We start from the raw sequence: 19,846 nt of genomic DNA on the forward strand, positions 1-19,846 counted from the left end.
GGGGTACGTATCCGCGCGGCCTCGGTGACGCAGTGTGACCGGGGTTCCGGAAACCCGGTTCCCGTCGTCCCATGGAGGACCCTTGAAGCGGCGCCAGCGAATATCGCTCACCACTCTTCCTGCTCTGCTCGTCCTGCTTGTCAGCACCCTCATCGGCGCGGTCGCCCCCGCGCACGCCGACGACCGGGGCCCGGGCACGCACCTCCCGGCTCCCTCCGTCCGTCCCGCCGCGGGTCCTGCCGCGCACCTGGTGGCCCCCGGCCGGCCTCTCGTCGCCGGACCGCACACCCCTCGCATCTGCATCGGTGCCACGTTCACCGTCCCGACGTTCTTCTGCGGCGATCCGCGGCTCGGCCCGCGGGTCCTGCCCAGCAAGGGACTGATCGGCGCGATGCTGGCCGGCTACCGGCGCCTGGACGGACAGAACGCCAACGGATTCCTGACGACCTGGTACGACTCCGCGGCGGGCCGGTACCGGTTCCCGCCCGACGACGGCTTCCTTCCCGACACCCCCACCACGACCCTCAACCTCGGCATCGGCCAGAGGATCGACCGCTTCGGCGGCGAGGGCGGCAGGTTCCTCGCGCCGGCCGGCTCGCCGTACGCCCAGCGCTCCATCGCACCGTCGAACCTCAACACCTTCGACGCGGGCTACCCCTTCAACTACCACCTGTACAAGGTCGTCCATCGCTTCGAGGTCCGGGCGGGGCTCGTGGCGCCCTTCTACGGCCAGCCGGGCAACGGGCTCCAGTACGTGCTGGACAGCGGCGACAGCGTGGCCAACCACATCGCCAACGGCGATCTCGTACGGCTGAACTGACGGGCCCCGTCCATGGACCGGCGTGAACTGTGCGAGGCGCTCGCCTCCGAGGGGGTGCCCGGCGGCCTGTACGAGATCCCCGGCTTCCACGAGTTCGACGTGCGGCCCCCGGACTTCAGGTACCTCCGGCAGGAGGGCGACGCCTGGGTGGTCGGCACCTGGGAACGGGGCGTGTACGACCCGCACCGGCACTTCGGCAGCGAGGACGCGGCCTGCCGCCACCTCCACGAACAGCTCACGAACCGGGGGCCGGGTCCCGGCCCCGGCGTCGACGGGGAGATGGAGGCGGTCCTGCGGGACCGTGAGGAGATCCGGCGTGCGGCCGACGCGGCGTACGACCGGGCCCGCCGCGAACCGTCCTGACCCGCGAGCCCTGGCACCCCCAGCGGCGGAGCGGCCCGCCCCGGACCTCCGGGCGGGCCGCTCCGCTTCCGCGGCTTTCGGCTACAACGCCTTCTCCAGCAGGGTCACCGCGTACGGGCCGCCCTTGCCGCCCTGCTTGAGGGGCTGCTCACCGACGACCGTGTACCCGGCCTCCTCGTACCAGCCGCGCAGCCGCTCGTTGCCGGCCACGCAGTCCAGCCGGGCCCAGCGGCGTCCCGCGGCGGCGATGCGGCGCTCGGCCTCGGCCAGCATCGCCCCGCCGGCGCCGCGCGGGGCCGCCGCGCGGTCCACCATCAGCCGGTGCACATAGCCGGCGTCCGGGGGCCGTACGCCCCAGGCGGACTCGTCCGTCCACCACAGCTCCCAGCCGCCGACGACCTGGCCGCGGTTCTCGGCGAGCCACACCTCACCCTCGGCCATACGGGCCCGGAAGTGGTCCTCGCCCATCTCGCCGGGCTTCCACTGGTCGATGCCGTGCTCCTGCATCCACCGCGCGGCGCCGTCCCGGAGACGTACGAGGAGGGAGGCGTCTGAGTGCTCCGCGAGCCGGAAGCCGAGGTCGTTCATGCGGCCATTGTCGCCGACCGGTCCCGGACCCCCGCCGCGCGGGTCCGGTCTCCCCCGGGGAGCGCGTCGCCGAGGGGGAGTGCGTGAAGGCCGGGGCCGCCGGGCCGGTGGCGCGGACGGCCACCGGCCCGGCGGCCCTCAGGGGTCAGCGCAGCGTGCTGATCGCGGTGCCCGAGTCGAGCTCCGCGGACAGCTCGGCCCGGGCGCCCTGCCCGGCCCGCACCGCCATCGTCGGGCCCTGGGCCGAACCGGTCACACCGCCGGTGGCGGTGATCCGGGCGACGTCGGGGCTGCCGGCCGCCAGCAGGTACCAGTGCCCCGCCGTGGACTTCCACAGCACCCCGGCCAGCACCTGGGGCACCGACCGGCCGCACGCCCCGGTGTCCTTCGTGCTCTGGCCCACCGGCGCACCCGGACTCGCCGGCTCGGCGACCGGCGGCAGGAACAGCGCCAGGGTCCTGCCGTTCGTGCCGGTCCACGTGTCGGCGCGGGTGCACACCCAGGCGGCCCGGCCGTTGTCCTCGGGCAGCCGCTGGTCGGCGTACTGCCAGGCGTTGACCGTGCGCACCCCCAGGCCCCGCATCGAGCCGAGGTGGCATACCGTGCGGGCCCAGCTCGCCAGGGCGTCCTTGCCGCCGGTCTCGACCGGAGCGGCACTGTCCGCCGGCTGGTACGTCAGGTGCACCGGTACGAGGTCGCCCAGGTCGGTGAGGAGGAACGGCTTACCCGTGCCCGTGCCCTTCGCCGCCTGGAACTCCAGCGCCGGCCAGGAGGTGCCGCACGGCCCGTTCGCGCCGGCCGCGGAGCTGTCGCTCTCCGCGCCCGGCATCCGCACGGGGTCGGTCACCCCGTCCGCGGCCCGGCGCAGCTTCTGCTCGGGCGCGTCCGGCGCGAGCAGATCGCGGGACGCCGTACCGGTCACCCAAGGGGCGGTCAGGAAGCGGGTGTTCCCGTCGGTCCGGCCCAGGACGACGGCCGCGGTCGACACGTCGGCGCCGTCCACCCGCGCGAAGTCCAGGGCGGCCTGGCCCTTGCCGTCGCGGGGCTCCGCGTAGCGCACCAGCCGCATGCCGTCGTACATCAGCACCACGCCGGCGGCGTCCACGTCGCCCGCGTACAGCAGTTGCGGGGGCTGTGCGGGCAGGCCCTCGGTGGTGCCCTTGGTGGCCGAGACCGCCACCCGTTCGCCGGGGTGCGCCCACACCTCCAGCGCCCGGCCCAGCAGCTCCGCGTCCTTGACGCGGCCGCCGCGGGACGGCCAGACGGTGAAGTCCACCCGGGAGGCACGCGTCCACGCGGCGCCGTCCACCCGGACCAGCCGCGCGGGGTCCAGGAAGCCCGCGCCGTACGCGTTCGGCGGGCCGCCCGCCGAGTACGGCTCCGGGCCGCCGCCCAGCACGGCCACCAGGACCGCGGTGACGGCCACCGCGGCGGCCGCGATCAGCCCGACCCGGCCGTGCTGACGCCTGCGCAGCAGATCCGTCGGCCGGGCCTGCACCGTGCACGGGTCGAACCCGCCCGCGCCCAGCAGTCCGTACGGCACCGCCTCGGCGGCCTTGAGCGCGGCCCGCGGGTCGGGCGCGTCGGCGGCGGTGAGCAGCTTGCGCACCTCGCGGCCGTCGGAGCGCCGCAGGCTCTCCAGTTCCAGGAGCACGTACGCCGCCCGCGCCGGGGCGTCGAGACCGGCCAGCGCCCGGTCCAGGGCCGCCTCGTCCGTCCCGCCCGCCTTCGGGTGCAGCCGCAGGCCCCAGACGTGCGGCGGCAGGACAGCCGTCGCCACCTTCCGCAGCCAGCCGCGCGCGCCCTCCTCCTGCTCGAACGCCAGCGCCGCGCAGAGCACTTCCTGCCGCATCAGCGCGTACGACCGTTCCACCGGACCGCGCGGACCGGGCACCTCCAGGGACGCCGGGTCCGGCTCGCTCGCCGATCTCGGCAGGGTGCGCTGCACCAGACTGTGCGCGGTCATCACCCGGCGGTGCCTGCCGAGCCCCGCGGGAAGGATCAGATACGCCAGCCGGACCAGATGCGGGTAGTTCTCGACGAGCGCGGCCTCGGCCTCCTCGACGTCCACGATCACGGGAGTGCCGCGCCGGGTCCGGGGGGCGGTCGCTTGTTGAGAAGTCACGTTCCGGAGAACGAGTGAATCCCGGCTTGGTCACCCCGCCGCGCACCGGGCGAACCCGGCGTGGCACGGAAAATGCCCTCTCCGTAGAGGATGTGACGGGGTGTGAGGTCGAAAGGGCTGACGGACAGGCGGGCTGACGGGCTGGAAGACGGGCGGACGCCGAGCACGACGTCCGGATCCCGCCGGACCACCCGGCAGGTCGCGGCGAGGCTGGGGGCATGACCACGACGCAGACCTCCCCTTCTCCATCCCCTTCCGCTTTCCGTGTCCGTGCCATCGGCCCGGCCGTTCTCGAGCGACTGCGCGTCACCGACGACGCGGGGCTGACGCCCGAGCCCGCGGTCGACGGCGAGGGCGGCGCCCCGCTGCGCTGCTGCCTGCGCCGCAGCACTGCGGGTGAGCGCATCGCCCTTGTCGCGTATGCCCCGTTGCGCCGCTGGGCGGCCGCCACCGGCGCCCGGCCCGGCCCGTACGACGAGACCGGCCCGGTCTTCGTCCACGCCCGCGCGGAGGACTGCCCGGGGCCGCCCGCGGGCACCGGGCTCGCCCCGGCGCTCGGCCTCCACGGCGAACGGCGGGTCCTGCGCTCGTACGACACCCAGGGCCACATCCTCGGCGGCCGCCTGGTGCGCCTCAGCGCGGAGGAAGCCGCGGCGGGCGCCGCAGAGGCCGTGCTCGCCACCCGCTTCGCGGACCCGGGGGTCGCGCTGGTGCACGTCAGGGCCGTGGAGTACGGCTGCTTCCTCTACGAGGCCGTGCGCGCGCGGTGAGACCGCACGCGCCGAGGGCGCCCGTCGTCGTGACGGGCGCCCTCGGCGCGCGGAAGCGGTGGTCGCGGGCCGGCGCTCAGACGAGGCCGGCCTTCTCCAGGGCGGTGCAGCAGGTGTCGACGATGAGGCGGGTGACGGTGTAGGGGTCGACGTTGGCGTTGGGGCGCCGGTCCTCGATGTAGCCCTTCTTGTCGACCTCGACCTGCCAGGGGATGCGCACCGAGGCACCGCGGTCGGAGACGCCGTAGCTGTACTCGCTCCAGGGGGCGGTCTCGTGGGCGCCGGTCAGGCGGGTCTCGACGCCTGCGCCGTAGTTGCGGATGTGCTCCAGCGGCTTGTCGTCGCGGCCCAGGGACTCGGCGGCCTCGATGATCGCGTCGTAGCCCTCGCGCATGGCCTTGGTGGAGAAGTTGGTGTGGGCGCCTGCGCCGTTCCAGTCGCCCTTGGCGGGCTTGGGGTCCAGCGTGGCGGAGATCCCGGAGTCCTCGGCGGTGCGGTAGAGCAGCCAGCGCGCGACCCACAGCTGGTCGGCGACCTCCAGCGGGGACAGCGGGCCGACCTGGAACTCCCACTGGCCGGGCATGACCTCGGCGTTGATGCCGGAGATGCCCAGGCCCGCGGCCAGGCAGTTGTCCAGGTGGGCCTCGACCACGTCACGGCCGTGGATCTCGTCCGCGCCGACACCGCAGTAGTAGCCGCCCTGCGGGGCCGGGTAGCCGCCCTCGGGGAAACCGAGCGGGCGGCCGCCCTGGAAGAACGTGTACTCCTGCTCGATGCCGAACAGCGACTCCTGCGCGGCGAACCGCTCGGCGACCGGGCGCAGCAGCGCGCGGGTGTTGGACTCGTGCGGCGTGCCGTCGATGTTGAACACCTCGCACAGCACCAGCAGGTTGTCCCCGCCGCGGATCGGGTCCGGGTAGCTGGCCACCGGCTTCAGCACCCGGTCCGAGCTGTGGCCCTCGGCCTGGTTCGTGCTCGACCCGTCGAAGCCCCAGACACCCGGCTCCGCGCCATCGGCGAGGATCTTGGTCTTCGAGCGCAACTTCGCGGTCGGCTCGGTACCGTCGATCCAGATGTACTCGGCCTTGTAACTCACGGGTGTCATCCTTGGGGGCGCGTGCCTTGCGGGGCGAGGGTCTGTTCCGCAGCAGCGTCACAATCCGCGATTTCGCATCCATTGCCCTTGTGTTAACCCGGTGTGAACGCGACCGCGTTCCGCGTGCCAGGCGCCGCCCGGGCCCCGGCACCCCTGCCCGACAGGGCCTCTGGGCAGCGCATACGCTGTGTGCCATGCCTCACATCACCGTGGACTACTCCGCCGAACTGGCAGACGCGTTCGACCGGCGCGGGTTCGCCCTCGCCCTCCACCCGCTCATCGCCAAGATCATCGACACAAGGGCCGAGGCCTGCAAGACCCGCTTCCGCCGCGTCGAGGAGGCGGTCATCGCCGACGGCGGTGCGGAGCACGCCATGGTGTACACGCAGATCGCCGTCATGGCCGGGCGCAGCCCGCAGGTCAAGGCCGAGCTGAGCGAGGCCGTCCTGGAGCTCCTGGCCGCCCACTTGGCGGCCACGCCGCGGCTGCGGGTGCAGAGCGCCGTCGACATCACCGACCTCGACCCCGCCTGGTACCGCAAGCACACCCAGCCCGCCAAGGAGGCATGACCATGCGCATCGGACTGCTCGGCACCGGCCCGTGGGCGGAGATCGCCCACGGTCCCGCCCTCGCCGCCCACCCCGACGTCGAGTTCACCGGGATCTGGGGCCGCCGCCCGGAGGCGGCGACCGCGCTCGCCGAGACCTTCGGCACCCGTGCCTACACCGACGTGGACGCCCTCATCGCCGACGTGGACGCGGTCGCGATCGCCCTGCCCCCGGACGTCCAGGCCCCGTTGGCGGCGCGCGCCGCCGAGGCAGGCCGGCACCTGCTGCTCGACAAGCCGGTCGCCATTGCCGTGGCCGACGCCCACCGCGTCGCCGACGCCGCCGAGGCGGCCGGGGTCGCGTCGGTGGTGTTCTTCACCCTCCGCTTCGACGCCGGGAGTTCCGCCTGGATCGACGAGCAGGCGGCCAGGGACGACTGGTTCACCGCCCGCGCGGAGTGGCTCGGCTCGGTGTTCACCTCCGGTGACAGCCCCTTCGCCGCGTCCCCCTGGCGGCGCGACAAGGGCGCGCTGTGGGACGTCGGTCCGCACGCCCTGTCCGTGCTGCTCCCCGTCCTCGGCGACGTCACCGCGCTCACCGCCGTCCAGGGGCCCGCAGACACCGTCCACCTGGTGCTGCGGCACGAGAGCGGCGCCTCCAGCACGGCGGCCCTCAGCCTCACCGCCCCGCCCGCGGCCGCCGGCATGACGGTCGAACTGCGCGGCGCCTCCGGCGTCGCCACGCTCCCCGGCCGCGCCGACGGGCCCGTGCCCGCCTTCCGCAGTGCCATCGACGCCCTGCTCACGGCCGTGCGTACCGGCGTCCCGCACCCCTGCGACGCCCGTTTCGCGGCGCGGGTGACGGAGCTGCTGGCCTCCGCCGACCCTGTGTGACGCGCCGTCAGGCGCCAAACCCTGGCGGGGGGCTTGCGAAGTCCCTATCGTTTTGGGTATGGCAGCGGACTGGTGGTCCATCGAAGTCCTCAACGCCAGCACATCCGCCGCGGCATGGCGCGACGCGTACGCGCCGGCGCTCGTGGAGTCCGCGGTCACCAACCGTGCGCTGGCGTGGGAATGGCACATGTTCGGCTGGGGCGTGGTCTTCGAGTTGTGCTTCCGCGAGGAGGAGCACTGGCTCGACTGGCGCGCCCTGCCCGGCATCCGGGCGGCGCTCGACGCCGTACCCGATCCGGTCTCCGGCGTGCTGGTGCACCGCGGCCGCGGCGGCACCAGCGGCGCTTTCGTCCCGCGGTCCCCGCGCCGCTCCCCGGGCTCGGCGGCGCGCGCGCTCCCCGAGCCGGCGCCGGCGCCCGGGGGCGGCCCCGCCGTACTGTGCGAGGGGATCGGGCGCGTCTGACCCCGCGGCCGCCGGGAACGGGAAGAAACCCGCTCCGGCGGGACTTGTACGGATCATGAAGGCGATCGTGTACACGGAGGGCGGCGGCCCGGAGGTGCTGCGCCTGACCGAGCGTCCCGTTCCGGAGCCGGCTCCCGGCGAGGTACGGGTGCGGGTCGAGGTGTCCGGGGTGAATCCCACGGACTGGAAGTCGCGGACGGCCGCTCCGCCGGGCGGCGGCGAGCGCGTGCCGAACCAGGACGGCGCCGGCGTGGTCGACGCGGTGGGCGAGGGCGTCGACCCGGCCAGGAACGGGCAGCGGGTGTGGATCTGGGAGGCGGCCTACCAGCGTCCCGGCGGTACCGCGCAGGAGTACGTGACGGTGCCGGAGAAGCAGGCCGTTCCACTGCCCGACGGAGCCTCCTTCGACCTCGGCGCGAGCATCCCCATCCCCGCGATGACCGCGCACCGCGCGCTGACCCTGCTGGAGGGCGGCCCGCACCGGCTCGGTCCCGGCACGCTCCGCGGTCGCACGGTGCTGGTCGCCGGCGGCGCGGGCGCGGTGGGCAACGCGGCGATCCAGCTGGCGCGCTGGTCGGACGCGACCGTGGTGGCCACGGTCAGCAGTCCCCGCAAGGCGGAACTGGCCAGGGCCGCGGGCGCCCATCACGTGGTGGACTACCGGGCAGGGGACGCGGCGGAGGAGATCCGCCGGGCGGCCCCCGACGGTGTCGACATCGTCGCGGAGGTCTCGGCGGCGGTCAACGTACGGCTCGACCTCGCCGTGCTCGCGCCGAACGGCGTCGTCGCCTACTACGCGGACAACGGCGGTCCCGAGGTGACGCTGCCGGTGCGGGAGACCTTCTCCCGCAATCTGCGCTGGCAGGGCGTGCTGGTCTACACCATGCCGGCCGTCGCCAAGCGCGAGGCGATCGCGGCGATCACCGCCGCCCTGACCGTGGGCGCCCTGCAGGTGGGGGAGGAGGCGGGGCTGCCGCTGCACCGCTTCCCGCTGGAACGCACCGCGCAGGCGCACGCCGCCGTCGAGGGCGGTGCCGTCGGCAAGGTGCTCATCGACGTGTAGGGCCCCTCCCGCCGAACCGGCGCCGCCGGGGTGGGGGCACCTCCCGGCGGTAGCTGGGGGCGCGTTTGTTCAAGACCGGATGCCGCCCGCGTTCCTAGCGTGGGCGGCATGACCGATCTTCACGCGTACATGACCGAGGCCGCCGCCGAGGCCGCCCGTATCGCCCGCGGTGTCCGCCCCGGCCCGGAGCAGCTCGCCGCCCCGACGCCCTGCGCGGCATGGGACACGCGGGCCCTGATCAACCACTGGATCCTCTACACCTCGTACGGCCTGGAGCACCGCGCCCTGCGCAAGCCGCTCCCCGAGGAGCTGACCGCCCGGGACTTCACCGCCGGCCCGGACTGGGCGCGGGCCTACGCGCGGCAGCTGGACCGCGCCGTCGCGGCCTGGGCCGATCCCGTGGTCTGGGAAGGCGAGATCGATCTCGGCCCCGCGCGGATGCCCGCGGCCGAGACCGCCTCGATGATCATCAAGGAACTGGCCGTCCACGGCTGGGACGTCGCCCGGGCGACCGGCCAGGAGTACCGCTGCGGCGAGGGCCTCGGGGAACTCGTGCTCGGTGTCGTCGAACGCCACGCGGAGGTCTACCGCCGGTACGACGGCTTCGCCGCGCCCGTCGAGCTCCCGGGCGCCGCCGCTGCGCCGGCCTTCGACCGCGCGCTGGCCCTGTCCGGCCGCGCGCCCCGGGCCTGACCGGACTCAGGCGGCGATGGCGTCGGTGGCGAGCAGGCCGAACAGGAGGGCGCCGATGATGAGGCGGTAGATGATGAAGGCGTTGAAGGAGTGCTTGGCGACGAACTTCAGCAGCCAGGCGATCGAGCCGTAGGCGACCACGAACGAGACGAGGGTCCCGACGACCAGGGGCGCGGTGTCGATGCCGGCGCCGAGCGCGTCCTTCAGCTCGTACAGGCCCGCGCCGACGAGGGCCGGGATGCCGAGGAAGAAGGACAGGCGGGTGGCGGCGACCCGGTCCAGGTCGAGGATGAGTGCGGTGGACATGGTCGCGCCGGAGCGGGAGAAACCGGGGAAGAGCAGTGCGAGGATCTGCGAGGAGCCGACGAGCATCGCGTCCTTGAACGTGGTGTCGTCCTCACCGCGCTTGTGGCGGCCCATCTGGTCGGCGGCCCACATCACGCCGCTGCCGACGATCAGCGAGCCGGCGACGACCCACAGGGAGGCCAGCGGTCCCTCGATGAGGGGCTTGGCCGCGAGGCCGACGACCACGATCGGGATGGTCGAGAAGATCACCCACCAGGCGAACTTGTAGTCGTGGTGGTACCGCTCCTCGCGGTTGGCCAGGCCGGTGAACCATGCCTTGCAGATCCGGACGATGTCCTTGAAGAAGTAGACCAGGACGGCGGCGATGGCGCCGGACTGGATGACTGCGGAGAAGGCGACGACGGCCTTGTCGTCGACCTGGATGCCCATGAGGCCTTCGGTGATCTTCAGATGGCCGGTGGACGAGATCGGAAGGAATTCCGTGACCCCTTCCACCACGCCGAGCACAGCTGCCTGACCGATACTGATGGCGCTCATGGGACCCATCTCTGCGGAGTACGTGGCGTGCCTGCGACCGTCACGGCCGGAGCCCTACGGAGTGTAAAAGACATCTCGCGCCCCCCGCGAACCAGGGCGCTGGTCCCCTCCGCCGTCGCACGGCTCCCGGAACCCGTCGCCGCTTCGCGCCCGCCATCCCCCGTGCGACGGGCCCTTGGGCATACTGGCGCAGGCCAGACGCGTTCAGGAGCCCTTCATGTCAATGATCAGCAATCTCCGCAAAGCCATCCGTTTCGATCATCTGCGCCACCGGCGCGTGGACCTGACCCACCCCGGGCGCTCGCCCCTCGGCAGCGCGGTGGTCAACTGCGTCGTCTACCAGGAGGGGCTGCGGCAAGGTGACTGCGCGGCGTACGAGGCGATAGCCAGGGTGCGCAAGTCGGGCCGGGGGTTCGTGTGGATCGGGCTGCACGAGCCGTCCGAGGCCGAATTCGCGGGCGTCGCCGAGCTGTTCGGGCTGCACCCGCTCGCTGTCGAGGACGCCGTGCACGCCGAGCAGCGGCCCAAGCTGGAGCGGTACGGGGACACCCTCTTCACGATCCTGAAGACCGTCCGCTACGTCGACCACGACCGGTTGACGGCGACCAGCGAGGTCGTGGACAGCGGCCACGTCATGGTCTTCACCGGTGCCGACTTCGTCATCACCGTGCGGCACGGCGGGCACGGCTCCCTCGGGCCGCTCCGCGAGGGGCTGGAGACCGTCCCCGACCAGCTGGTCAAGGGACCGGCGGCGGTGCTGCACGCGATAACCGACCACGTCGTCGACCAGTACCTCTCCGTCACCGCCGCCGTGCAGCGGGACATCGACGACGTGGAGGCCGATGTCTTCGCCGACTCCCGCGGCCGCGGCACCGACGCCGGCCGTATCTACCAGCTGAAGCGCGAACTGCTGGAGCTCAAGCGGGCGGTGGCCCCGCTCGGCCGGCCTCTGCAGTCCCTCTCCCAGGACCGGTTGCCCGGCGTCGACGCCGATCTGCGCGCCTACTTCCGCGACGCCGCCGACCATCTCGCACGCGCCACCGAGCAGGTGACCGCCTTCGACGAACTGCTCAACTCGATCCTCCAGGCGAATATCGCGCAGGTGACGATGGCTCAGAACGAGGACATGCGCAAGATCAGCGCCTGGGTCGCCATCCTCGCCGTGCCGACCATGATCTGCGGGCTGTACGGCATGAACTTCGAGCACATGCCGGAACTGCGCTGGACCTACGGCTATCCGCTCGCCATCGGGGTCATGGTCGTGGCGTGCTTCGTCATCCACCGCGGATTCCGGCGCAACGGGTGGCTGTGAGGCCGGAACGAGGCCCGTCGTGAGCCTGTTCGCGCGGCGTGCTGTGTGACATATTACTGAGGTGAGCAGGCCGACGAACTGCGATGTCGTGGTCGTCGGCGCCGGAATGGTGGGCGCGGCATGCGCCTACTACGCCGCTTCGGCGGGGCTCCGCACGGTCCTGGTGGACCGCGGACCCGTCGCCGGCGGCACCACCGGGGCCGGCGAGGGCAATCTGCTGGTGTCCGACAAGGAGCCGGGTCCGGAGCTGCGGCTCGCCCTGCTGTCCGCGCGCCTGTGGCGCGAACTGGCAGGGCTCCCCGGCCTCGGCCGGGCCGTGGAGTACGAGCCCAAGGGCGGGCTGGTCGTCGCCGCCGACGAGGCGGGCGCGCGAGCGCTCGGCGCGTTCGCCGCGACCCAGCGGCAGGCGGGCGTGGACGCCGTACCCGTCGCCGCCGACGCCCTGCACGACCTCGAACCGCACCTCGCGCCCGGACTCGCGGGCGGCGTCCACTACCCTCAGGACGCCCAGGTGCAGCCCGCGCTCTCCGCCGCCCACCTCGTGCGCGCCGCCCGCGACCGGGGCGCGGAACTGCGTACCGGGTCCGTCGTCACGGCGCTGCTGCGCGCGGCGGACGGCTCGCTGCGCGGGGTGCGCGCCGGGGCGGAGGAGATCCACGCCCCCGCGGTGGTCAACGCCGCGGGCACCTGGGGCGGCGAGATCGCCGCCCTCGCCGGGGTTGCGCTGCCCGTGCTCCCGCGGCGCGGCTTCATCCTCGTCACCGAGCCGCTGCCGCCCGGCACCGTCCGGCACAAGGTCTACGCGGCCGACTACGTCGCCGACGTCGCCAGTGACTCGGCCGCCCTCCAGACCTCCGTGGTCGTGGAGTCCACCGCCGCGGGTCCCGTGCTCATCGGCGCCAGCCGCGAACGCGTCGGCTTCGACCGCACGCTCTCCCTCCCCGCCCTGCGCCTGCTGGCCGCCCAGGCGGTCGCGCTCTTCCCGCGGCTCGCCGACGTCGCCGCGATCCGCGCGTACGCCGGCTTCCGCCCCTATCTGCCGGACCACCTGCCCGCGATCGGCCCCGACCCGCGCGTCCCCGGCCTCCACCACGCCTGCGGCCACGAGGGGGCGGGCATCGGACTCGCCCCCGCCACCGGCCACCTGATCGCCCAGGTGCTGACCGGCGCGCCGCCCGATCTCGACCTCACACCCTTCCGCCCCGAGCGCTTCCCCGCGATGGAGACCCCGTGACCCGCCGCACGCCGCTCCGCCTCGCCCGCGCCGCACCCGGGCCCGCCTTCACGGTCACGCTCGACGGGCGCGAGATCACGGTCCTGCCCGGCCGCACCGTCGCCGCCGCGCTCTGGTCCGCCGGCGTCGTCGCCTGGCGCACGACCCGAACGCGCGGCGAACCGCGCGGGGTCTTCTGCGGGATCGGTGTGTGCTTCGACTGCCTGGTCACGGTCAACGGACGCCCGGGGCAACGGGCCTGTGTGGTCGAGGCGCGGCCGGGCGACGTCATCGAGACGGGCGAAACGGCAGGGACGGACGATGCGGGAGCGACGGAGGAGGGGCCGTGAGTGCACATCTTGTCGTCGTCGGAGCCGGACCCGCCGGGGTCGCCGCCGCCGTGGCGGCGGCCGACGGAGGGCTGCGGGTCACCCTCGTGGACGCCGCGCCCGAGACGGGCGGCCAGTACTACCGGCAGCCCGCCGCCGGGCTCGGCGCCCGCCGGCCGCAGGCCCTCCACCACGCCTGGCGCACCTGGCGGCGGCTGCACGGCCGGCTCGAGGCCCACATCGCAGCGGAGCGCATCACCCACCTGGCGAATCATCAGGTCTGGTTCCTCGAGCCCGGGTTCACCGTGCACACCCTGGAGTCGGGCGCCCTGCGGGCGGACGGGGTCGTCGTCGCCACCGGCGGCTACGAGAAGGTGCTGCCCTTCCCCGGGTGGACGCTGCCCGGCGTCGTCACCGCGGGTGGCGCCCAGGCCATGCTGAAGGGCGGGCTCGTCCTGCCGGGCCGCACCGTCGTCGTCGCCGGGACCGGGCCGCTCCTGATGCCCGTCGCCGCCGGCCTGGCCGCGGCCGGCGCGCGCGTCGCCGCCCTCGCCGAAGCGGCCGACCCCCTCGCGCTGCTGCGCCGCCCCCGGTCCACGCCGCCCGGCAAGCTCGCCGAGGGCGCCGGGTACGCCGCCCGGCTGGCCCTCCACGGGGTCCGGCCGCTGCGCAGGCACACCGTCGTCGCCGCCCACGGCACGACCCGTGTCGAGGCCGTCACCCTGGCAGGGCCCGGCGGCGCCCGGCGCACCGTGCCCTGCGACACCCTCGCCGTCAGCCACGGCATGCTGCCGCACACCGACCTCGCCGATGTACCGCACACCGACGCCGAGCAGCGTGCCCCCGGCCCCGGTCTGTGGGCCGCGGGCGAGACCACCGGCATCGGCGGGGCCGCACTCGCCCTGGCCGAGGGCGAGATCGCCGGCCGCTCCGCCGCCGCCCGCCTGCGCGGTACGGAACCCGATCCCGCCGCCTGGGCCCGCGCCGCCCGCGTCCGCGACCGGCTGCGCCGCTTCGCCGCGGCCCTGGACGCCGTGTACCGCGTCCCCGAGGACTGGGCCGGCACCGTCGTCACGGACGAGACCCTCGTGTGCCGCTGCGAGGAGGTGCCCGCCTCCGCCGTGCGCACCGCCGTACGCGACCTCGGCGCCGGCGACCTGCGGACGGTCAAGCTGCTGACCCGCGCGGGCATGGGCCACTGCCAGGGACGGGTCTGCGGCCCCGCCGTCGCCGCGGTCGCCGGCTGCCCCTTCACCCCGCCGGCCCGGCCCTTCGCCCGCCCCGTACCGCTCGGCCTGCTCGCCGGCGGCACACCGCCCCCGCCGGGGGCGGACCACGACCACAGCGCAAGCACGACCAGAGGCAGCCACACGAGAGGGGACGCAGGATGACCCGGAGCGAAGGACGGCCGTGGCGGGGGGTGCTCGTCGCGACCGCGTTGCCGCTGCGGGCGGCCGATCTCGCGGTGGACTACGACGCGTACGCCGAGCACTGCCGGTGGCTGGTCGCCGGCGGCTGCGACGGGGTGGTGCCCAACGGCTCGCTCGGCGAGTACCAGGTGCTCACCCCCGCCGAACGGGCACGGGTCGTGGAGACCGCGGTCGCCGCGGTCGGCGGGGAGCGGGTGATGCCCGGGGTGGCCGCGTACGGGTCCGGCGAGGCGCGCCGCTGGGCCGAGCAGGCGGCGGACGCGGGGTGCGCGTCGGTGATGCTGCTGCCGCCCAACGCCTACCGGGCGGACGAGCGTTCGGTGCGCGCGCACTACGCGGAGGTCGCCAAGGCGGGCCTGCCCGTGGTGGCGTACAACAACCCGCACGACACGAAGGTCGACCTGACGCCGCCGCTGCTGGCCGCGCTGCACGCCGAGGGACACATCCGGGCCGTGAAGGAGTTCAGCGGCGACGTGCGCCGGGCGTACGAGATCGCCGAACTCGCCCCGGAACTCGACCTCCTGGTCGGCGCCGACGACGTACTCCTCGAACTGGCCGCCGCGGGCGCCAAGGGCTGGGTCGCGGGCTTCCCCAACGCGCTCCCGCAGGTCACCACCGCGCTGTACCGCGCGGCGATCGCGGGGGACCCGGCGGCGCAGCCGCTGTACCGGGCGCTGCACCCCCTGCTGCGCTGGGACTCCCGGACGGAGTTCGTGCAGGCGGTGAAGGTGTCGATGGACGTCGCCGGCCGGTACGGCGGCCCCTGCCGCCAGCCGCGCCGGCCGCTCCTGCCGGAGCAGGAGAAGGCCGTCCGGGCCGCGACCGAACAGGCCCTCGCGGCCGGCGCGAACTGAGCGGGGGGCCCGCGATGCGCAGCTCACTCGTCCTGCACGCCGTCGACTCCCACACCGAGGGCATGCCCACCCGTGTCGTCACCGGCGGCATCGGCACCGTCCCCGGCGCCACGATGAACGAACGCCGCCTGTACTTCCGGGACCACCTCGACCACATCCGCCATCTGCTGATGGACGAACCGCGCGGCCACGCCGCCATGAGCGGGGCCGTCCTCCAACCGCCCACCCGCCCGGACGCCGACTGGGGCGTCCTCTACATCGAGGTCTCCGGCTATCTGCCGATGTGCGGCCACGGCACGATCGGTGTGGCCACCGTCCTCGTCGAGACGGGCATGGTGCCGGTGACCGAGCCGGTCACCACGATCCGCCTGGACACCCCGGCCGGCCTCGTCGTCGCCGAGGTCGCCGTCAGCGGCGGCGCGGCCACCGCCGTGACCCTGCGCAATGTGCCGTCGTTCGCCGTCGCGCTGGACCGCAAGGCCACCCTCGCCGACGGCCGCACGGTGACGTACGACCTGGCCTACGGCGGCAACTTCTACGCGATCCTGCCGCTGGAGGCCTTCGGCCTGCCCTTCGACCGGGCCCGCAAGGACGACATCCTCGCCGCCGGCCTGGCCCTCATGGACGCCATCGACGCCGAGGACCCGCCCGTCCACCCCGAGGACCCCACCATCCGGGGCTGCAAGCACGTCCAGCTGCTCGCCCCCGGCTCCGACGCGGCCCGCTCGCGGCACGCGATGGCCATCCACCCCGGCTGGTTCGACCGCTCCCCGTGCGGCACGGGCACCAGCGCGCGCATGGCGCAGCTGCACGCCCGCGGCGAACTGCCGCTCCACGAGGACTTCGTGAACGAGTCCTTCATCGGCACGCACTTCACCGGCCGCCTGACCGGCACCACCGAGGTGGCAGGGCGCCCCGCCGTGCTGCCCTCGATCACCGGCCGCGCCTGGATCACCGGAACCGCCCAGTACCTGCTGGATCCGGACGACCCCTTCCCGGCCGGTTTCGTGCTGTAGCCGCCCGGCCCCGATACTGTTCGCCGACCCCATGCCCGGCAGCCGAGGAGGACCGGCCCGATGACCGCTGACGACGGCCCCGTCCTGCCCTCCCTCGGCGGGCAGCGGCCCAGCTACCGCGAGCGCGTCGCGGACGCCCTGCGGGCCGCGCTCGTGGCGGGCGAGCTGCGCCCGGGGGAGGTGCACTCCGCGCCCGCCCTGGCGGGCCGCTTCGGGGTCTCGGCCACCCCGGTGCGCGAGGCGCTGCTCGACCTGGTGAAGGAAGGCCTGGTGGACCCGGTGCCCAACAAGGGCTTCCGGGTCACCGAGGTCTCCGAGCGGCAGCTCGACGAGTACACGCACATCCGCGCCCTCATCGAGATCCCCACCGTCGCCGGCCTGGCCGCCGTCGCCGACCCCGCCGCGCTGGAGGCGCTGCGTCCGGCCGCCGAGGCCATCGTCGGCGCCGCGGCGACCGGCGACCTCATCGGCTATGTCGAGGCCGACCGGCGCTTCCACCTCGGCCTGCTCGCCCTGGCCGGCAACGCGCACCTGGTCGAGGTCGTCGGCGACCTGCGCAAGCGCTCCCGCCTGTACGGCCTGACCGCGCTCGCCGAACGCGGTCTGCTGACCGCCTCGGCCGAGGAGCACCTGGAACTGCTCGACGCCCTGCTCGCGCGCGACGAGGAGGCGGTGCGGGCGGTGATGACGCGTCACCTCGGGCACATCAGGGGCCTGTGGGCGCGCTGATACGGTGGCCGGACCCCGAACCACCGGTCACCGGGCGCTGGAGCGTGAAGCGCATGACCCTGCCCGTTCCGTCCGTCCCGCCGGCCGCCGCGCGCGCTGCCGGCGACCGGTGAGGGGGCGGTATGGGGCCCTTCTTCACCCTGCGCGCGGAGCCCGGGGAGCCGCGTGCCGAGGGCTTCGTCCCGCTGGCGGAGGTGTACGACGGTCCCGCGCGTGAGGTGCTGGCCGGGCGGGTCGCCGAGGCCGGTCGCCGGCTGGGCACGGACGAACGGCGCGTCGCGGCCTCGCTGGCCCATCAGGGGCTGGCGGCCCGCCTGTGGTCGGTCGCGCTCGGCCCGGCGGCGCTGACCGGGTACCTGCCCGACCTGGCCGGCGGGCGTCTGTGGTGGCACCCGCGGCGCGCCGTGCCGGACGAGCTGTGGCTGCCCGCGGCAGGGGAGCGGCTCCCGGCGGACCGGCTCGGCGAGGCCGTGCTGCACGGGCACCTCGTACCACTCACCGAGGCCGTCCGCGCGGAATCCGGCGTCTCCGCCGGACTGCTGTGGGGGAACGCCGCCTCGGCACTCGCCGGGACGCTGCGCGTGCTGCACGCCTGGTGCCTGGGCGAGGGCGGGCGGCCCGGGGCGGCCGCCCGCGCGGCGGGTCTGACGGCATCGCTGCTGGCCGACCCCCTGCTGCGGGACGCCGGCACCCTCGACCTGACCGGACCCGCCGCACCTGCGTACACGCGCCGCAGTTGCTGCCTGTACTACCGGGTGCCCGGCGGCGGCCTGTGCGGCGACTGCGTGCTGCGCTGAGGGCGGGCCGGCCGCCCCGGCGGGTGCCGGGCGGAAAGACGATCAACCGTGGGATGGACGCCCCTGGGACCGCAGGTGCGACCGCTCCGAAGGCCGATGGGCCGGCCACGCCCTCGTCCACCATGCTGATGCGCTTATTCCGCTGTTGCAACCCTTATGCAATAGGGGTCCGGGCCGGGCGTCGACACGGGCCGGTCGGTCGCGTCCCGCATTCGGTCCTCTGGCGGATCCTCTCCCCGGACGGCGGCCCGGGACCGCCCGTCTGCTGAGTGCGGCTTCCCATCGGTCACGGCGGGGTGACGCGGGGAGCCAGCGTCGCGGACTCCGCGCCCGACAGTTCGTCCAGCGAGCGCCCGCGGGTCTCGATGCGGAAGCTCCACGTCACGAGGAGGCCCAGCGCGTTGGTGGCGGCCACGCCGTACAGCAGCGCGCTGGTCCCGACGGCGTTCAGCAGCACCGGGAAGAGGAAGGTCCCCAGCGCCGCGCCGAGTTTGCCGCAGCCCGCGGCGAAGCCGTGGCCCGCGGCCCGTACGTCGGAGGGGAAGACCTCGGCGGGCAGGGTGAACGTCGTCGCGTTCGGGCCCAGGTTCATGAAGGTGTTGAACAGCGCGAAGCCCACGAACACCAGCGGCAGGTGCGCGTCGCCCCCGCCGGGCAGCTGCTCCGCCACCGCCAGCAGGCACAGCGCCACGGTCATCATCGCGAAGCCCGCGAGTTGCAGCGGCACCCGCCCGACCCGCTCCACCAGGATGATCGCCAGCACGAAGCCGATCACCAGGAAGACGTCCAGGAGCGCGGTGCCCTCGGTCGAGGCGATGTCGTCCGCGATGAACGTCGCGTTCGCGCCGCCCAGCGCCAGCCCCGCCAGCAGGGTCGGGGTGAAGATCCCCACCCCGTACGTCGCGATGTCCATCAGGAACCACGGCACCGCCGTGAAGACCGTGCGCCGCGCCAGCCGGCGGGAGAACAACTGCGGTTGCAGGAAGGCCTTCAGCCCTTCCGGGGGCGCCTCGCCGCGCTCCCGGTCCGCCTCGGTCACATGGCAGTCCCGCCCGGTCATCGCCCGCGTGATGGCGCAGGCCTCCGCCTCCCGCCCGTTCTGCGCCAGCCAGCGCGGGCTCTCCGGCACGTTGCGCCGCAGCCAGATGATCACCAGTGCCGGCACCACCCCGAAGCCCAGCATGAGCCGCCACGACCCGGTCTCCGGCAGCGCGAGCAGGATCACCACCCCCGTCACCGCGCCCAGCACGATCCCCACCGCCTGGAGGCTGAACGCGCTCACCAGCCACCGCCCGCGGTTCCGCGCGGGCAGGATCTCGGCCACGTAGCTCGCCGCGATCGGGTAGTCCAGCCCCACCGCGACGCCCAGCAGCAGCCGGAACACGATCAGCGACCAGATGTCCCACGCGCAGGCGCACGCCACCGAGAACACCACGAACAGCCACAGGTCGACCTTGAAGATCCGGCTCCGCCCGATCCGATCCCCCAGCGGCCCCAGCGCGGCCGCCCCGAACACCGCCCCCACGATCGCCGCCGACGACAGCAGCCCGCGCTCGGCCGCGCTCCCCCCGAAATCCTCCGCGATCAGCGGGTTCGCGACCCCGATGATGAAGAAGTCGAACCCGTCGAGCAGGATCCCGAGCCCCGCCAGCAGCCAGAACCTCCTGTGGAGCCGCGACATGGGCGCACTGTCCAGCGCCGCACCGAGCGGTCGCGACGTGAGGGGAGAGCTGTTGGTCACCACACGCACGGAGTGAAGGTCACCGGCTCCGCCCGATCAACGTGCCACGCCCGCCCGCCCCCAATGGTCACCGGCGGCCACCCGCCCGGTGGAACCAGCCCGTGGCACGGGCTCCGTGGCGAACTGGCCTCCCTGGCCGGTGACTTGCCGAAACCCGCAA

At 74.3% G+C, this 19,846-nt stretch carries 21 protein-coding genes; 16 read left to right on the forward strand and 5 right to left on the reverse strand.

The window, feature by feature from the left end:
- The first annotated feature begins 82 nt into the window (after nt 1–82).
- Both RV983_RS25985 and RV983_RS25990 read left to right on the forward strand, forming a co-directional pair.
- Nucleotides 83–820 carry a TNT domain-containing protein gene (locus tag RV983_RS25985; RefSeq protein WP_475988134.1) on the forward strand — a complete coding sequence of 246 codons (738 nt, stop codon included), beginning with the start codon at nt 83–85 and terminating at the stop codon, nt 818–820.
- Between the two features lie 12 nt (nt 821–832).
- Entirely contained in the window at nt 833–1,183 is a 351-nt protein-coding gene (locus RV983_RS25990; RefSeq protein WP_475988135.1) for a hypothetical protein, read from the forward strand.
- 81 nt (nt 1,184–1,264) lie between these two features.
- On the opposite strand, the gene RV983_RS25995 is transcribed toward RV983_RS25990, so the two are convergent.
- Entirely contained in the window at nt 1,265–1,771 is a 507-nt protein-coding gene (locus RV983_RS25995; RefSeq protein ID WP_475988136.1) for a GNAT family N-acetyltransferase, read from the reverse strand.
- A 145-nt stretch (nt 1,772–1,916) separates the two neighbouring features.
- A complete protein-coding gene (locus RV983_RS26000) occupies nt 1,917–3,896 on the reverse strand; it encodes a hypothetical protein (RefSeq protein WP_475988137.1) in 1,980 nt (659 codons plus the stop codon).
- A 218-nt stretch (nt 3,897–4,114) separates the two neighbouring features.
- Between RV983_RS26000 and RV983_RS26005 the strand changes: the two genes are divergently transcribed.
- On the forward strand, nt 4,115–4,666 hold the full coding sequence (locus RV983_RS26005; RefSeq protein WP_475988138.1) for a DUF1203 domain-containing protein: 552 nt from the start codon (nt 4,115–4,117) through the stop codon (nt 4,664–4,666).
- Between the two features lie 76 nt (nt 4,667–4,742).
- Here the strand turns inward: RV983_RS26005 and glnII are convergent, their stop codons facing one another.
- Nucleotides 4,743–5,762, reverse strand: coding sequence for a glutamine synthetase (glnII, locus tag RV983_RS26010; RefSeq protein WP_475988139.1), 1,020 nt, complete (start codon nt 5,760–5,762; stop codon nt 4,743–4,745).
- 194 nt (nt 5,763–5,956) lie between these two features.
- Between glnII and RV983_RS26015 the strand changes: the two genes are divergently transcribed.
- From RV983_RS26015 to RV983_RS26035, 5 genes are all read left to right on the forward strand, one after another.
- Complete coding sequence (locus tag RV983_RS26015; RefSeq protein ID WP_475988140.1) at nt 5,957–6,331, forward strand: 5-carboxymethyl-2-hydroxymuconate Delta-isomerase; 375 nt, start codon at nt 5,957–5,959, stop codon at nt 6,329–6,331.
- 2 nt (nt 6,332–6,333) lie between these two features.
- The gene (locus RV983_RS26020; protein WP_475990459.1) at nt 6,334–7,203 is read left to right on the forward strand and encodes a Gfo/Idh/MocA family protein; all 870 of its coding nucleotides are present in this window, start codon (nt 6,334–6,336) and stop codon (nt 7,201–7,203) included.
- A gap of 58 nt (nt 7,204–7,261) precedes the next feature.
- A complete protein-coding gene (locus RV983_RS26025; protein ID WP_475988141.1) occupies nt 7,262–7,666 on the forward strand; it encodes a hypothetical protein in 405 nt (134 codons plus the stop codon).
- A gap of 55 nt (nt 7,667–7,721) precedes the next feature.
- Nucleotides 7,722–8,729 carry an NADPH:quinone reductase gene (locus RV983_RS26030; protein ID WP_475988142.1) on the forward strand — a complete coding sequence of 336 codons (1,008 nt, stop codon included), beginning with the start codon at nt 7,722–7,724 and terminating at the stop codon, nt 8,727–8,729.
- A gap of 108 nt (nt 8,730–8,837) precedes the next feature.
- Nucleotides 8,838–9,422, forward strand: a complete 585-nt coding sequence (locus RV983_RS26035) for a TIGR03086 family metal-binding protein (RefSeq protein ID WP_475988143.1) — start codon at nt 8,838–8,840, stop codon at nt 9,420–9,422.
- A 6-nt stretch (nt 9,423–9,428) separates the two neighbouring features.
- On the opposite strand, the gene RV983_RS26040 is transcribed toward RV983_RS26035, so the two are convergent.
- Nucleotides 9,429–10,265, reverse strand: coding sequence for an undecaprenyl-diphosphate phosphatase (locus tag RV983_RS26040; RefSeq protein ID WP_475988144.1), 837 nt, complete (start codon nt 10,263–10,265; stop codon nt 9,429–9,431).
- 217 nt (nt 10,266–10,482) lie between these two features.
- Between RV983_RS26040 and RV983_RS26045 the strand changes: the two genes are divergently transcribed.
- From RV983_RS26045 to RV983_RS26080, 8 genes are all read left to right on the forward strand, one after another.
- The gene (locus RV983_RS26045) at nt 10,483–11,577 is read left to right on the forward strand and encodes a magnesium and cobalt transport protein CorA (protein ID WP_475988145.1); all 1,095 of its coding nucleotides are present in this window, start codon (nt 10,483–10,485) and stop codon (nt 11,575–11,577) included.
- 61 nt (nt 11,578–11,638) lie between these two features.
- The gene (locus tag RV983_RS26050; protein ID WP_475988146.1) at nt 11,639–12,811 is read left to right on the forward strand and encodes an NAD(P)/FAD-dependent oxidoreductase; all 1,173 of its coding nucleotides are present in this window, start codon (nt 11,639–11,641) and stop codon (nt 12,809–12,811) included.
- Nucleotides 12,808–13,140, forward strand: coding sequence for a (2Fe-2S)-binding protein (locus tag RV983_RS26055; RefSeq protein ID WP_475988147.1), 333 nt, complete (start codon nt 12,808–12,810; stop codon nt 13,138–13,140). The genes RV983_RS26050 and RV983_RS26055 overlap by 4 nt, the downstream gene beginning before the upstream one ends.
- Nucleotides 13,137–14,510 carry an FAD-dependent oxidoreductase gene (locus RV983_RS26060; RefSeq protein WP_475988148.1) on the forward strand — a complete coding sequence of 458 codons (1,374 nt, stop codon included), beginning with the start codon at nt 13,137–13,139 and terminating at the stop codon, nt 14,508–14,510. The genes RV983_RS26055 and RV983_RS26060 overlap by 4 nt, the downstream gene beginning before the upstream one ends.
- Nucleotides 14,507–15,403, forward strand: coding sequence for a dihydrodipicolinate synthase family protein (locus RV983_RS26065; RefSeq protein ID WP_475988149.1), 897 nt, complete (start codon nt 14,507–14,509; stop codon nt 15,401–15,403). Before RV983_RS26060 ends, RV983_RS26065 begins: the two co-directional genes overlap by 4 nt.
- 14 nt (nt 15,404–15,417) lie before the next feature.
- Entirely contained in the window at nt 15,418–16,419 is a 1,002-nt protein-coding gene (locus RV983_RS26070) for a proline racemase family protein (RefSeq protein WP_475988150.1), read from the forward strand.
- A gap of 60 nt (nt 16,420–16,479) precedes the next feature.
- A complete protein-coding gene (locus RV983_RS26075) occupies nt 16,480–17,148 on the forward strand; it encodes a GntR family transcriptional regulator (RefSeq protein WP_475988151.1) in 669 nt (222 codons plus the stop codon).
- A 122-nt stretch (nt 17,149–17,270) separates the two neighbouring features.
- Nucleotides 17,271–17,945, forward strand: a complete 675-nt coding sequence (locus tag RV983_RS26080) for a (2Fe-2S)-binding protein (RefSeq protein ID WP_475988152.1) — start codon at nt 17,271–17,273, stop codon at nt 17,943–17,945.
- A gap of 286 nt (nt 17,946–18,231) precedes the next feature.
- Here RV983_RS26080 and RV983_RS26085 read toward each other — a convergent pair whose 3' ends face one another.
- Nucleotides 18,232–19,626, reverse strand: a complete 1,395-nt coding sequence (locus RV983_RS26085; RefSeq protein WP_475988153.1) for an MFS transporter — start codon at nt 19,624–19,626, stop codon at nt 18,232–18,234.
- Nucleotides 19,627–19,846: the final 220 nt, after the last annotated feature.

Source organism: Streptomyces sp. RLA123 (genome assembly GCF_056270165.1).

Excerpts from the sequence above, each read along its gene's own strand:
- RV983_RS26020 (WP_475990459.1), top strand. The coding sequence starts at position 6,334 with ATGCGCATCGGACTGCTCGGCACCGGCCCGTGGGCGGAGATCGCCCAC.
- RV983_RS26075 (WP_475988151.1), top strand. The coding sequence starts at position 16,480 with ATGACCGCTGACGACGGCCCCGTCCTGCCCTCCCTCGGCGGGCAGCGG.
- RV983_RS26035 (WP_475988143.1), top strand. The coding sequence starts at position 8,838 with ATGACCGATCTTCACGCGTACATGACCGAGGCCGCCGCCGAGGCCGCC.
- RV983_RS26070 (WP_475988150.1), top strand. The coding sequence starts at position 15,418 with ATGCGCAGCTCACTCGTCCTGCACGCCGTCGACTCCCACACCGAGGGC.
- RV983_RS26065 (WP_475988149.1), top strand. The coding sequence starts at position 14,507 with ATGACCCGGAGCGAAGGACGGCCGTGGCGGGGGGTGCTCGTCGCGACC.
- RV983_RS25995 (WP_475988136.1), bottom strand. The coding sequence starts at position 1,771 with ATGAACGACCTCGGCTTCCGGCTCGCGGAGCACTCAGACGCCTCCCTC.
- RV983_RS26040 (WP_475988144.1), bottom strand. The coding sequence starts at position 10,265 with ATGAGCGCCATCAGTATCGGTCAGGCAGCTGTGCTCGGCGTGGTGGAA.
- RV983_RS26005 (WP_475988138.1), top strand. The coding sequence starts at position 4,115 with ATGACCACGACGCAGACCTCCCCTTCTCCATCCCCTTCCGCTTTCCGT.
- RV983_RS26015 (WP_475988140.1), top strand. The coding sequence starts at position 5,957 with ATGCCTCACATCACCGTGGACTACTCCGCCGAACTGGCAGACGCGTTC.
- RV983_RS26045 (WP_475988145.1), top strand. The coding sequence starts at position 10,483 with ATGTCAATGATCAGCAATCTCCGCAAAGCCATCCGTTTCGATCATCTG.
- RV983_RS26085 (WP_475988153.1), bottom strand. The coding sequence starts at position 19,626 with ATGTCGCGGCTCCACAGGAGGTTCTGGCTGCTGGCGGGGCTCGGGATC.
- RV983_RS26080 (WP_475988152.1), top strand. The coding sequence starts at position 17,271 with ATGGGGCCCTTCTTCACCCTGCGCGCGGAGCCCGGGGAGCCGCGTGCC.
- RV983_RS26030 (WP_475988142.1), top strand. The coding sequence starts at position 7,722 with ATGAAGGCGATCGTGTACACGGAGGGCGGCGGCCCGGAGGTGCTGCGC.
- RV983_RS25990 (WP_475988135.1), top strand. The coding sequence starts at position 833 with ATGGACCGGCGTGAACTGTGCGAGGCGCTCGCCTCCGAGGGGGTGCCC.
- RV983_RS26025 (WP_475988141.1), top strand. The coding sequence starts at position 7,262 with ATGGCAGCGGACTGGTGGTCCATCGAAGTCCTCAACGCCAGCACATCC.